Origin of the sequence: Actinomycetospora endophytica (assembly GCF_021026375.1) — a bacterium.
GTDB classification, from domain to species: Bacteria; Actinomycetota; Actinomycetes; order Mycobacteriales; family Pseudonocardiaceae; genus Actinomycetospora; species Actinomycetospora endophytica.
The window spans coordinates 303,973-316,470 of sequence record NZ_JAJNDB010000002.1 but is presented as its reverse complement, the minus strand read 5'-3'; the positions used below and the strand labels follow the sequence as shown (position 1 = coordinate 316,470).

Below are 12,498 nucleotides of genomic sequence, written 5' to 3'. Positions count from 1 at the left end.
GCCCTCCAGGGCCCGCCGGGCACCGGTGCGTTCCCCGACCGTGCACCGTAGGAAGGACCCCGCGTGACCAGCACGTCCGAGCAGGCCGCCCCCGAGACCACGGCCGCCCAGGCCGGCCCGTTCGACTCGGTCGACGCCGTGGTCGAGGCACTCTCGGCCCAGGGCTACATCGCCGACCGGCGGCTGGCCACCACCGTCTTCCTCCTCACCCGCCTCGAGAAGCCGCTCCTGCTGGAGGGCCCGGCCGGCGTCGGGAAGACCGAACTGGCCAAGATGCTCGCCGTCGCGACCGGCAGGCGGTTCCTGCGGCTGCAGTGCTACGAGGGTCAGGACGAGACCAAGGCCCTCTACGAGTGGGACTACGGCAAGCAGCTGCTCTACACCCAGATCCTCCGGGAGAAGATCGGGCAGGTCGTCGAGGACGCCCCCGACATCCCCAGCGCCGTGGACCGGATCGGCGCGCAGGACTCGGTCTTCTTCTCCGAGCGCTTCCTGGCGCCGCGCCCGCTGCTCCAGGCGATCCGCTCCGAGGAGCCGGTCGTCCTGCTCATCGACGAGGTCGACCGGGCCGACGAGGCGCTCGAGGCGGTCCTGCTCGAGACCCTGGGCGAGTTCCAGATCTCGGTGCCCGAGGTCGGGACCTTCGCCGCGGAGAACGCGCCCTACGTGATCCTCACCAGCAACAACACCCGCGACCTGGCCGCCGCCCTCAAGCGCCGCTGCCTGCACCTGTTCCTCGACTACCCGAGTGCCGAGCGGGAGCTCGAGATCGTCCGCTCGAAGCACACCGGGCTGCCCGAGGCCGCCGCGCGGGAGCTCGTCGAGGTGGTTCGCGGGCTGCGTGAGCTGGAGCTGCGCAAGGCGCCCAGCATCTCCGAGACGATCGACTGGGCCCGCACGCTCGCCGTGCTCGGGGTCGACGAGCTGAACTCCCAGATCCTCGCCGACACGGTCTCCGTCGTCGTGAAGTACGACAAGGACGTCACGAAGGCGCTCGGCGCGCTCCCGAAGCTCGTGGACCCGAACACCGTCGTCGACGACGCGCACGGGCACGGCCACGGACATGGGCACGGCCACGGGCACGACGGCGACCACTCGCACGACGCGCCCGCGAACGGGCAGAGCCGCCCCGCCACCGTCGACGACGAGGACGACGGTCCCGACGGCCGCGCGGTGCGGGCGGCGAAGGACCAGGAGGGTCGCCACGTGGGCCACTACGCGGCGGGCACCGAGGCCAAGGAGGCCGCGCGCCGCGGCGAGGGTCCGGAGTCGAAGCCGCGACCGGTCAGCTCGAGCCAGGGCAGCCGGTCGTTCGGCGGCGGCCTCGGCAAGCGCCGCGCCCTGTAGCTCCGCCGCCCGGCCGCTCTCGAGAGGAGGCCCCGCGATGGAGGCCAGCATCCACCGCTTCGTGCGGCTCCTGCGCATCCGCCAGGTCCGGATCTCCACCTCGGAGGTCCTCGACGCCATGCGGTGTGCGCGGGAGCCGGGCGTGCTCGCCGACCGTGCGACGCTCAAGGCCGCGCTGCAGGTCGCACTGATCAAGGACATCCGCGACGAGGCCACCTTCGAAGAGATCTTCGATGCGTTCTTCGCCCTGGTGCGGATCGGCACGGAGGACACCGGGCACGGCCACGGGCACGGCCACGAGGACCTCTCCGACGACGGGTCGCTGGACAACTTCACCCTCTCCGAGGAGCCGTCGGAGACCCCGGAGCAGGGTCACGACCACGGCAAGCCGGTGGACATCAAGGAGTTCTTCGACCCGGAGGACATGGCGCAGCAGTACAACCTGCACCAGGAGGCCAACAAGATCGACCTCGCGGCGATGACCGACGAGATCGTCTTCTCCAAGGACGGCGCCACCGACCAGACGAACACCGGCGAGAAGGTCCAGATCGAGACCGACCACCTGCACGGTGGCGGCATCCCGGGTGAGATCGCGACGTCGTCGGGAACCAAGGTCGACGCCGACCTCAACGTGGCCCAGCAGGAGGCGCTGCTGGGCTGGCTGCAGGGCGTCGAGGACGGCATCGACGACGAGGGCGACGAGACCGACGCGATGGCCCTGCGCCGCCGCCTCGCCGGGATGCTCGAGAACCTCCCCGAGGCGATCAAGGCGCACCTCGAGCGGCTGCTGGAGATCGAGCAGCGGGTCATGGACGGCGGGTGCGCCGACGAGGACGCGCACAAGGCGGAGGTCGACCGCGCCGAGGAGCACGAGCGCCAGCAGCTCGAGGACTCGCTGCGGCGGCTGGCGAAGACGCTGCACGGGGCGCTGACCCACCGCCGGCGCCAGTCCCCGCGGGGCCGTATCGACGCCGGCCGGACCATGCGCCGGAACATGCGCTTCGACGGCATCCCGTTCACCCCGGTGACGGTCAGCCGGACCGAGGACAAGCCGCGCCTGGTGATCCTCGCCGATGTCTCGCTCTCGGTGCGCGCCACCGCGCGGTTCACCCTGCACCTCGTGCACGGGCTGCAGGACATGTTCGGCCAGGTGCGCTCGTTCGCGTTCGTGGAGGACCTGGTCGAGGTCACCGACCTGTTCGCCGACCACACCGTGGAGGACGCCCTCGGGCTGATCTTCGGCGGCGACATGCTCGACGTGGACGCCAACTCCAACTACGGCGAGGCGTTCGGCACCTTCCTCGAGGACCACGCGTCCGCGGTGAACCGACGCTCCACGGTGATCATCCTCGGCGACGGGCGCGGCAACGGGAACGACCCGAACATCGAGGCGTTCGCCGAGATCTCGCGGCGCGCCCGCGAGACGATCTGGCTGACCCCGGAGCCCCGCTACTCGTGGGGCCTGGGCGCGTGCGACCTGCCGCAGTACGCCGAGTTCGTCGACCGCATCCGCGTGGTCCGCGACCTGACCGGACTCTCGGAGGTCAGCCACGACATGGTCGCCGAGATGATCGGGCGATAGCGGCGGTGACCCTCACCCCGCCCGCGGCAGGCAGTGCCCGCATCGACCCGCTCGCCCCCGGCCATCCCGGCCGGTGGGAGAACGGCTCCGTGGTGGTGTGCCACCTCGACCGCGCCGCCGTCCCGGTCCGGCTCGCCTCGCAGCGCACCCCGGAGCTGCTCACCGAGCACTTCGAGGTCCACCGTCCCGGCGGCCGCCTGCTCGTCCTGCACCGCTTCCGTCCCGACGAGCTCGACGACGACGTCTCGGCGCTGGTCGCGGGCGAGCTCGGCGCGGTGGTGGACTCGGCGCCGGTCTTCGAGCGGGTCGTCACCGGCATCATCCGCTCGACGGTGGGCGACCCGCTGACGGCGTGGTCGACGTTCTACGCCAACTCCCTCGCCGTCCTGCGCCACCCGGAGCGCGCGGCCGCGGACGGGCCGCCGGAGGCCTCGCTCGCCGGCTTCGCGCCGGTGCACGCGCGGGCGCTCGACGAGGTCGTGGGCACGTCGGTCGTCGACCTCGGGACCTGCTTCGGCTTCCTCCCGCTCCTCATGACCGAGCGCGGGCTCGACGTGACCGCGACCGACCACACCTCGGGCACGATGCGGCTCCTGTCGGCGGTGGCCGCCGCCGGGGTGGTCCCGGAGGCGGCGTCGCGGCTGCGCACCCTGGCCTGTGACGCGCGGGCGGTCCCGCTGGTCGACGACGCCGTCGACACGGTCACCGCGATCCACCTGCTGGAGCACCTGCCCACGGGCGAGTCGGCCGCGGTGCTCGCCGAGGCGTGCCGGGTCGCCCGACGGCGGGTGGTGGTGGCGGTGCCGTACGAGGAGGTCCCCGACCCGGTCTACGGCCACCTGTGCCGCTTCGACCCCGACACGCTGACCGCGCTCGGCGAGCGCACCGGCGCCCGGTTCCGCGTGGACGAGGACCACGGCGGCTGGCTCGTCTGCGACTTGTGAACGAATGTGGTTGCTCTGACGACCAGAATCGCACGCCCCAGCGAGTCCACTGAGCGGGGCGGCTGACCGTCGGTCACGTGTGCGATTTTGGTCGTCAGAGCGACCAAAATCGTTCACATGGGGCAGCCCTGACCCCGCGCGGCCTGCTGCGGGTCCATGCGGAACATCGGGCCGGACTCGGACGGCTCGTCGTAGTACCGGTGGAACACCGGCGTGAGTCCCCCGGAGATCGGCGGGACGATCCAGCTCCAGTCGACCGGGCAGGTCCGCCCGGCGCTCTCCTCACGCTCGAGGTGGCGCAGGAAGCGCTGCGACTCGCCGTGGTGGTCGGCCATCGAGACGCCGGCCTGGTCGAACGAGTGCTGGACGGCGAGGGTCAGCTCGACGGCGGCCCGGTCGCGCCACATGGTCCGGTCGGTCGAGGTGTCCAGGCCCATGCGCTCGGCGACCTCGGAGAGCATGTCGTAGCGCTCCGAGTCCGACAGGTTCCGCGCCCCGATCTCGGTGGCCATGTACCAGCCGTTGAACGGGGCCGCGGGGTAGGAGACGCCGCCGATGTCGAGCCGCATGTTGCTGATCACCGGCAGGGCGTGCCAGCGCAGTCCCAGCTCCGCGAACCAGTCGTGGTCGGGGTGGGTGAGCTCCACCTCGAGCGCGGACTCCGGCGGCACCTCGTAGAACTGCGGGCCCTTCTCGGCCCACTCCCCGCCGCCCGAGACCACGAGCGGGAGCACGTCGAAGCGGCCCATCGGCGAGGGCGGGACCCAGCCGAGCGAGCGGGCGTGGTCGGTGAACCCGACGTAGCGCGGGTCGCCGAGCACCCGGCCGCCGGTGCGGTACCCGGCGTAGCGGATGAGCTGCTCGTTCCAGACCCGCGGACCCGGGGCGGTCGGGGTGTCCGGGGCGAACACCGTGATCGTCGAACGGATCCGGCCGCGCCGGGTCGCGTCGTCGAGGTGCCCGACGCACTCGGCCGCGACCTCGTCGGGCGCGACGACGTGGCGGCGGTCGCGCAGGTGCAGGCTGCGCCAGTACAGCCGGCCGATGCAGCGCGCGGAGCTCCGCCAGGCGACGCGGGCCCCGAAAGCCAGCTCCGCGGAGGTGTGGACGTACGTGCCGGTCCGCTCGATCTCGTCGCGGACCTCCTCGAGGCGCTCCTCGAGCGGGGCGGTCCGGCCGGCGGAGCCCTTGACGGCGGTGGCGCCGGGCTCGTCGGCCTCGGCGTAGAAGAGCCGGAGGAACTCCTCGGCCTCCTCGGGATCGACCGGTGCCACCGAGGTCGACGACGACGCGGGCGCACCCCACGACGTCGGGTCGGCGCCGTCCGTGGCGGCGGGGGCGCCGTCAGGCACGGCGTCCGGGTCGGGAGCGGCGTCGGCGGGGTCCGGGCCGGCCGTGGGGTCCGTGGCCCCGTCCGGAGGGGAGGCCGTCCGGGCGGCGGGCACCCGGGGGGCCACCGCCGTCGCGGCCGGGTCGGTGGGCCGCGACGCCACGGTCGGCGCCGGGTCCTCGGACGGGCCGGACGCGGGCTGGTCGGACGGCTTCCGGAAGGGCCGCGGCCGCGGAGTGGGCCGGGGACGCGCAGCCTCTTCGGACGCCGAGGGCTCGGCTGCGGACGGCTCGGGGGCGGACGACTCGGAGGCGGGAGACGGCGTCCCGGACGCCGTCGGCGCCGGACCGCTCGCATCCTGCGCCATCAGCGGTGCCGTCGGCTCTCCGGCGTGACCGGGGTCGGGGACGACCGCCGACCGGTCCGGGGTCGGGATACCGCCGGCCGGCGTGCTCGGGTCCTCGGCGTCCGCCGAGGAACCGTTCACGGCCATCGTGGCCATGCCGCGCGCCATGCCACCTCCGTGTCCGAGGTCCTGCCGTTTCGTCATGCCGATCGCCCGCGACGCCGGCGATGTCCCTGTCCATCACCGTCGTCCCCGGACGACCCGAGCCGGACCCCCGCGCGCCCGCCGTCCATCATCACGGCCGGACAACGGAAAAGGATCTGGCCGTTCGGACTCAAATCATCCGGTGAGCAGCCCGTAGGTCATCGACCATCCGGACCAGTTGGTGCCCTCCGAACGCGCAACGATCCCACGTCGGGAGCCCGGTTCGAGTGGCCCCGCCCGGCCCGGCGGGACCGGTTCCGGACGCGGCTCGCACCGACGGATCCCGAAGAGGTCACGGGGCACCACTGTAGGGGTCGCCCGTCGCTCGCCGGTGTGTGGCACCTCATCACCGTTCGTCACTCGTCCGGGCCGTCCGTGTCCGGACCCCGATGACCCGCCGCCGCACCGTCTGGCAGTCTGGGCCGACGACCGGCAGTAGTCGTTGCGTGAACCGTGCGTGACGAGACGACGGTGGGAGGACCACGCGTGAGCCGAGCCGGACGAGGCCGTCCCGGTGGGAACGGCGGTCGCGGGCGCGCGGGCGAGATGCGCGAGCGCGCGGACGAGATGGCCGCACTGCTCGACGAGGCCGCCCCACGCGCCGCCCGCACCCGTCGTCGTCGGGCCACGGCCGTGCCCGCGGCGGTGGCGGCGTTCGGCGCCCTGAGCGTCGGCGGGGTCGGGCTGGCGCTCGGCCTCACGCCGACCGGCGCGGAGGGCGTCCTGCCCGCGAGCCCCTCCCCCGCACTGGCCGACCCGGCCTCGACGCAGCCCACGACGTCGGACGGCGCCTCGGGCGACGGTTCGACGCAGGACGGTCGGCTGGCCGACCCGGCGGTCGCGGGCGCCGACCTCATCCGCGCCGACGACCACGGCGCCCCGGTCGACCACGGCACCTCCGACGACCACGGCGCCCTGGGGCCGGCCCCCGCCGCCCCGTCGAGCGGAGCGCCCTCCTCGACGAGCGCCCCGCGACCGACGACGAGCCGGCCGACGCCCACCTCCACGCGCCAGCACCCGACGTCGTCGCGCCCGACCTCGAGCTCGACACGGTCGGCGACGCCACGCTCCGCCACCACGCGGCCCTCGACGGGCCGGACCACGTCCGCCGCACCCCGCCCGGTGGCCGAGCAGTCCTCGCTGCCGTCGCGGTCGTCCCAGGCCGCCGGCGCCGGGCAGCCGACGTCCGACAGCGGGTCCGCGCCGACGTCGAGCACGAAGGCCTCGCGCACCAAGTCGTCGGGCGCGAAGTCCTCGAGCGCACAGCCGTCGACCACGGGGACGTCGACCGCCCAGCACCAGGACTCCCCCCACGGGTGAGGAGAACGGTCGCCTGGCGACGACGGGTGACGACGACCACCTTCTCGTCGCTTGTTCGAGGTCGGAGGCGACACCGTTCACCGGTCACGGCCGTACGCTGGCCGCAAGACCGGACACGCCGGATGCTCGCGCGGAAACACCGAGTAGCGTGACGCGCTAGTGCCCACCGGTAGGGTGCCCTCGCGGGGGGCCGAGCGAGTCATCGTGAGATGAGGAGTCGACCGGACGTGACCGCAGCGAGGAACAACGGTCCCGACACGGGGCGTCATGGCCCCGGCGGGCCTGCGGGTCCTCCCCGCGACGCGGGCCCCGGCCGGGATGACGGCACGTGGGCCACTCCGGACCGCGAACGCGGCGGCGGCTGGGGCGCAGCCGCCCTGGACCGGGGCACGGTGGCGGGCCACGGCTCGTCCGATCTCGGAGGGTCGGGGTCGTCCGGCACCGGACCGGGCGGTCGGGGAGCCTTCGGGAGCGGGTCGTACGACCCGGATGACGCCGTGTTCGACATCGCCGACGACCGGCGCGACGACGGGACCACGATGAGCCAAGCCCCCGGCCGAGGAGCAGCGGTACCTCCGCCTCCGCCGCGCAGCCAGGCGTATCCGCCGCCCGCTCCCCGCGAGCCCGATCGCGGGTACGAGCCCGGCGGCTACGAGACCGGTGGGTACGAGACCGGCGGCTACGACACCGGCGGCTACTCCTCCGGGACCCACCAGAGCGGCGGGTTCGGCGGTCGCTCCTCCTCCGGCGGGTACGACGGCTACTCGACCGGTGGATACGACGAGCGCGGCGGCTCCGGCTTCGGTGACCCCGGCCTCGGCGGCTCGAGCTACGGCGGGTCTCCCTACGGCGGCTCCTCCTACGGCGAGCCCGGCTTCGGCGGCTCCGGGATCGGCGGCCCCGGCCAGAACGGGTCGTCCTTCGGCGGCCCCGGGTTCGGCGGCTCCGGCTTCGGCGGGTCGAGCTACGGCGAGCCCGGCTTCGGCAGCTCCGGCCCGAGCGGCTCCGGCTTCGGCAGTTCCGGCTTCGGTGGCCCCGACCACGGCGACCCCGGCTACGGCGGCTCCGGCTTCGGGAGCCCCGGCAGCCGTTCCTCCCTCGACGAGCCGGCCCGCACGACGGCGATGGCCGCTCCGGTCGGGCCCACCGGCATGGCCGACGGCGTCGGCCTGCCGACACCGCGCGATGCCGCGCCGGCGCCGCAGCCGGACGCGTCCGACATGGTGTCGATCATCCGGTCCAGCTTCGAGCTGGTCGCCCCGCGCGCCGACGAGCTGACCCAGCTGTTCTACGGCTGGCTCTTCCGGATCGCGCCCGAGACCCGCGACCTCTTCCCCGTGACGATGGAGCTCCAGCGCACCCGGCTGCTCCGCGCGCTGGTCCACGTCGTGCAGATGGTCGACCGCCCCGACGAGCTGACCGTCTTCCTGCGCCAGCTCGGCCGTGACCACCGCAAGTTCGGGGTCATCGGCGAGCACTACGACAAGGTCGGCCAGGCCCTCGTCGGAGCCATCAAGGAGATGGCCGGCCGCGCCTGGACCACGGAGATCGAGAACGCCTGGGTGACCGCCTACGGCATCGTCTCGCAGGCGATGCGCGAGGCGGCGGACGCCGAGCGCGGTCCGGCCGTCTGGATGGCCCGGGTCATGGAGCACCGCCGGGTGGCGCCCGACCTCGCCGTCGTGCGGGTCCAGACGAGCCAGCCGGTGCCGTACCTCGCCGGTCAGTACGTCTCGGTGGAGACGCCGCAGCGTCCGCGGATGTGGCGCTCACTGACCCCGGCGAACGCGCCCGGCCCGGACTGCGTGATGGAGTTCCACGTCCACACCGTCCCCGGGGGCTGGGTCAGCCGGGCGATCGTGTCGCACGCCCACGTCGGTGACGTGTGGCGCATCGGTCCGCCGATGGGCCAGATGACGCTGGACCCGCGCTCGCGGGCCGACCTGCTGATGGTCGCCGGCGGTACCGGGCTCGCCCCGGCCCGGTCGCTCATCGAGCAGCTCATGGTCGACGGCTCGGACCGCAAGGTGGCGCTGTTCGTCGGCGGCCGCACGTGGGACTCGCTCTACGACATCGACACGCTGCGCCGCATGGCCCAGGACAACCCCTGGCTGACGGTGGTCCCGGTCGTCGAGGAGGACGGCAGGCGCTACGGCGCCGAGACCGGCACCCTCGGCGAGGTGGTCGCGCGCTACGGCGCGTGGGCCGACCGGCAGGTCGTCGTCGCGGGCTCACCGCCGATGGTCCGCTCGACGGTCTCGGCGATGCTCGACGCGGGCACGCCCTTCATGCAGATCCACTACGACCCGTACCACACCGACTGACGGGTCCACGACGCACGACGGCCCCCTCGCTCCGACGTGAGCGAGGGGGCCGTCGTCGTTCGGGGCCGGTCGGTCAGGCCTGGGCGCCGGCGGACTGCTTGCCGAGCTCCAGCGAGACCTGCGGGGAGTTCACGAGCGTCTGGTAGACGACGCAGTACCGCTCGGTGAGCTTGTGCAGCGTCGCGAGGGTCTCGTCGTCGGCGTCGGTGTCGAGGTCGAACGAGAGCCGGATGTCCTTGAAGCCGACCGGGGCGTCCTTCGCGACGCCGAGCGTTCCCCGGAAGTCGAGGTCGCCCTCGGCGTGGATGGTCCCGCCGCGGATCTCGACGCCCATCGACGTGGAGACCGCCCGCAGCGTCACCCCGGAGCAGGCGACGAGCGCCTCGAGCAGCATGTCGCCGGAGCAGAGCAGCTCCCCGGTGCCGCCGGTCGCGGGGTGCAGGCCGGCCTCGACCATCGCCTGCGCGGTCGACACGCGGCAGGCGATGCCCGAACCGTCGAGATCACCGTCCGCCTTCAGGACGACGACCGCGGATCCCGGGTCGTCACGGTACTGCTGCTTGAGAGGGCCCTGGGTCTCGGCGAGCGCTGCCTTGTCCATCCCCCGAGTCTGCCTGTTCGGGCGACGTGGCGCCCCCTCGAGCCGGGCGGCGCGGACGGCAGGCGAAGACCGCGATCGCCCCGAGCACCGAGAACGCGGTGGCGACGAGGATCGCGGTGTCGAACCCCTGCAGCAGCCCCGCCGGGCCGGGCGGCAGGCCGGGCCGGGTGGCCACCACAGCCACTACCGTGGTCCCGATGGCCGACCCGACGTAGCGGGCGGTGTTGTTCGCGCCGCTGCCCATCGCCGCGCGCCCGGCGGGCACGCTCGCGACCGCCTCGCGGCCCAGCGCGGAGTTCACCACCCCGCTGGTGATCCCGGCGACGAGCAGCCCGGGGACGTAGCGCCACGGCGAGTCGCCCGGCGTCGCCCCGAGCAGCATCAGCTGACCCACCGCGACGACGACGAGTCCGACCGCCAGCTGGAGGCGCCCGCTCCACGACGTCGGGAGCCGGCGCGCGAGCAGGGAGGTGACCACGCCCGTCGCCGACCAGGCCAGCAGGATCACGGCGCCGATCACCTCGGAGGCCCCCAGGCCGCGGGCCATCACGGTGAGCAGGAACGACGACGTCGCGATGATCCCCGCGCCGGTCGCGAACGCCGCGAGCGTCGCGGCCAGGAAGTGCGGGGACCGGAACAGGTCCGGGTCGATCATGGGGGAGGAGCTGCGGCGCTCGACGGCGAACCACACCCCGAGCAGGACGAGGCCGCCGAGGACCAGGACGATCACGACCGGCCGGGTCGGGCCGCTGCGGGCCTCGACGAGACCGGTGAGCAGGACCCCGACGCCCGCGGCCAGCAGGACGACCCCCGGCACGTCGATCGGGCGCGGGTGCTCCGCGCGGGACTCCGCGAGCAGGAACCGCGCCGCCAGACCGAGCGCGACCGCGAGCACGGCCTCGAGCCAGTACGAGGCCGCCCACCCGGCGAACCGCTCCGCGCCGGTCGCCAGGAGCGGCCCGACCGCGATCCCCGCCCCGAGGGACGCGCCCCAGATGCCGCTCGCCCGCCGCGCCTCCGGCGTCCCCGCGGGGAAGGCGTGGCCGATGAGGCCGAGGCCCGCCGCGATGAGCGCCGCGGCGCCCACCCCCGCCCCGATCCGCCCGGCGACGAGCACCGCCGTCGTCGGGGAGAGCGCGCACACGACCGACGACAGGGCGAGGACGAGGCTGCCGAGCACGAGCGCCCGGCGCCGTCCGAGGTCGTCGGCGACCGCACCGGTGGAGAGCAGCGCGACGCCGAGCCCGATGCTCATCGAGCTGAGGATCCACGCCTGGCCCTCGGGGCCGGAGCCGAGCGCGACGGAGGTCGCGGGCAGCGTCGCGAGCGGGGTGGTGAAGGCGACGAGCGCGAGGAACGTGGCCGCGGAGGCGACGGCGACCGTGGCGCCGGATGTGGACCGCACGGTCCGGAACGCTAGCACGTCCGGTTCGGTCATTGAACCGCTTCGGAGTTACCCTGGTCTCCGTGCCGCTCGGCCAGGGATATCCGCAGCAGGACTGCGCGATGGCGCGCGCGCTCGAGGTGGTCGGTGACCGCTGGACGCTGCTGGTGCTGCGCGACTGCTTCTTCGGCGTCCACCGCTTCGCCGACCTCGTCGCGCACCTCGACGTCCCGCGCGCGGTGCTCTCCGACCGCCTCGCCCGCCTCGTCGACGCCGGGCTCCTGCACCGTGACGGGTCGGGCTACCGGGTCACCGAGGACGCCGCGACGCTCTGGCCCGCGCTGCGGTCGCTGGCCACCTGGGGCGAGTCCCGGCAGCGTTCCGACGGCGGGACGGTGCGCCGCTTCGCCCACGCCGGTTGCCCCGCCGGTGGCGAACCGGACACCGACCCCGACGGCCGGTGCCCCCGCTGCGGCGCGGTGCCCGGCCCGGCCGACCTGGTCGTGCGGCCGGAGGGCGGGCCGGACGTCCCGCGTCGCGACGACGACGTCAGCCGGGCACTGCGCGCGTCGCACCGGATGCAGACGCCGCTGCCCTAGATCCCGCCACTGCCCTAGCTCCACCCGCCGCCGGCGGGCTGGCGCACCGGCGCGTTGAGCCGGTTGAACAGGTTCGACGTGGCGATCCAGAGCAGCAGGGCCGCGATGCCGGGCTCGTCGAAGTGGCGCGTGACCTCGGCCCACAGCCCGTCCGGGACGGCCTCGCCGCGATCGGCGAGACGGGTGACGTGCTCCGCGAGCTCGAGTGCGGCGCGCTCGGCGTCGGTGAACCACGGCGCCTCGCGCCAGGCCCCGACCGTCGCCAGCCGGTCCTCGCTCTCCCCGGCCGCCCGGGCCCCCGTCGTGCCCGCGTGGACACAGGACGAGCACCCGTTGATGAGGCTCACCCGCAGGTGGACCAGCTCGAGCAGGCCCTCCGGGAGCCCGCCGGAGCGGGCGGCCGCGGCCAGTCCGCCGATCGCCTCACCCACGCCGGGCAGGAGGGCGGCCGGGTTGGGCATGCGCTGCTCGACGGTCGTGGTCGTCGTGGTCATGACGTTCTCCTCGGTGTCGGACC

Annotated in this window: 10 protein-coding genes; 6 read left to right on the top strand and 4 right to left on the bottom strand. The window is 74.2% G+C overall.

All coding sequences use genetic code 11. From position 1 onward, the window contains the following. Positions 1–63 precede the first annotated feature (63 nt). From LQ327_RS12380 to mftM, 3 genes are read left to right on the top strand one after another with little or no spacing between them, the layout of a single operon-like run. On the top strand, positions 64–1,347 hold the full coding sequence (locus LQ327_RS12380) for an AAA family ATPase (RefSeq protein WP_230733855.1): 1,284 nt from the start codon (positions 64–66) through the stop codon (positions 1,345–1,347). A 37-nt stretch (positions 1,348–1,384) separates the two neighbouring features. Then, positions 1,385–2,929, top strand: a complete 1,545-nt coding sequence (locus LQ327_RS12375; protein ID WP_230733853.1) for a VWA domain-containing protein — start codon at positions 1,385–1,387, stop codon at positions 2,927–2,929. Between the two features lie 5 nt (positions 2,930–2,934). Then, positions 2,935–3,873, top strand: a complete 939-nt coding sequence (gene mftM, locus LQ327_RS12370; RefSeq protein ID WP_230733851.1) for a mycofactocin oligosaccharide methyltransferase MftM — start codon at positions 2,935–2,937, stop codon at positions 3,871–3,873. A 113-nt stretch (positions 3,874–3,986) separates the two neighbouring features. On the opposite strand, the gene LQ327_RS12365 is transcribed toward mftM, so the two are convergent. Next, complete coding sequence (locus LQ327_RS12365; RefSeq protein ID WP_372460657.1) at positions 3,987–5,717, bottom strand: nitric oxide synthase oxygenase; 1,731 nt, start codon at positions 5,715–5,717, stop codon at positions 3,987–3,989. Between the two features lie 522 nt (positions 5,718–6,239). Here LQ327_RS12365 and LQ327_RS12360 point away from each other — a divergent pair. Together LQ327_RS12360 and LQ327_RS12355 are read left to right on the top strand one after the other, a co-directional pair. Continuing rightward, positions 6,240–7,073 (top strand): hypothetical protein, encoded by an 834-nt coding sequence (locus tag LQ327_RS12360; protein WP_230733849.1) that lies wholly within the window; start codon positions 6,240–6,242, stop codon positions 7,071–7,073. 1,220 nt (positions 7,074–8,293) lie between these two features. After that, positions 8,294–9,397, top strand: a complete 1,104-nt coding sequence (locus LQ327_RS12355; RefSeq protein ID WP_230735036.1) for a globin domain-containing protein — start codon at positions 8,294–8,296, stop codon at positions 9,395–9,397. A 73-nt stretch (positions 9,398–9,470) separates the two neighbouring features. On the opposite strand, the gene LQ327_RS12350 is transcribed toward LQ327_RS12355, so the two are convergent. Together LQ327_RS12350 and LQ327_RS12345 are read right to left on the bottom strand one after the other, a co-directional pair. Next, positions 9,471–9,998: an OsmC family protein gene (locus LQ327_RS12350; protein ID WP_230733847.1), complete on the bottom strand. Its 528-nt coding sequence runs from the start codon at positions 9,996–9,998 to the stop codon at positions 9,471–9,473. Continuing rightward, positions 9,943–11,403: an MFS transporter gene (locus LQ327_RS12345; protein WP_230733846.1), complete on the bottom strand. Its 1,461-nt coding sequence runs from the start codon at positions 11,401–11,403 to the stop codon at positions 9,943–9,945. The genes LQ327_RS12350 and LQ327_RS12345 overlap by 56 nt, the downstream gene beginning before the upstream one ends. 62 nt (positions 11,404–11,465) lie before the next feature. On the opposite strand from LQ327_RS12345, the gene LQ327_RS12340 reads away from it, so the two are divergent. Next, on the top strand, positions 11,466–11,981 hold the full coding sequence (locus tag LQ327_RS12340; protein WP_230733844.1) for a winged helix-turn-helix transcriptional regulator: 516 nt from the start codon (positions 11,466–11,468) through the stop codon (positions 11,979–11,981). Between the two features lie 14 nt (positions 11,982–11,995). Here LQ327_RS12340 and LQ327_RS12335 read toward each other — a convergent pair whose 3' ends face one another. Next, on the bottom strand, positions 11,996–12,475 hold the full coding sequence (locus LQ327_RS12335) for a carboxymuconolactone decarboxylase family protein (protein WP_230733842.1): 480 nt from the start codon (positions 12,473–12,475) through the stop codon (positions 11,996–11,998). Positions 12,476–12,498 lie beyond the last annotated feature (23 nt).

What these genes read in the sequence shown, in the direction of transcription:
- LQ327_RS12350 (WP_230733847.1), bottom strand. Translation starts at nt 9,998, where the DNA reads ATGGACAAGGCAGCGCTCGCCGAGACCCAGGGCCCTCTCAAGCAGCAG.
- LQ327_RS12335 (WP_230733842.1), bottom strand. Translation starts at nt 12,475, where the DNA reads ATGACCACGACGACCACGACCGTCGAGCAGCGCATGCCCAACCCGGCC.
- LQ327_RS12355 (WP_230735036.1), top strand. Translation starts at nt 8,294, where the DNA reads ATGGTGTCGATCATCCGGTCCAGCTTCGAGCTGGTCGCCCCGCGCGCC.
- LQ327_RS12365 (WP_372460657.1), bottom strand. Translation starts at nt 5,717, where the DNA reads ATGGCGCGCGGCATGGCCACGATGGCCGTGAACGGTTCCTCGGCGGAC.
- LQ327_RS12375 (WP_230733853.1), top strand. Translation starts at nt 1,385, where the DNA reads ATGGAGGCCAGCATCCACCGCTTCGTGCGGCTCCTGCGCATCCGCCAG.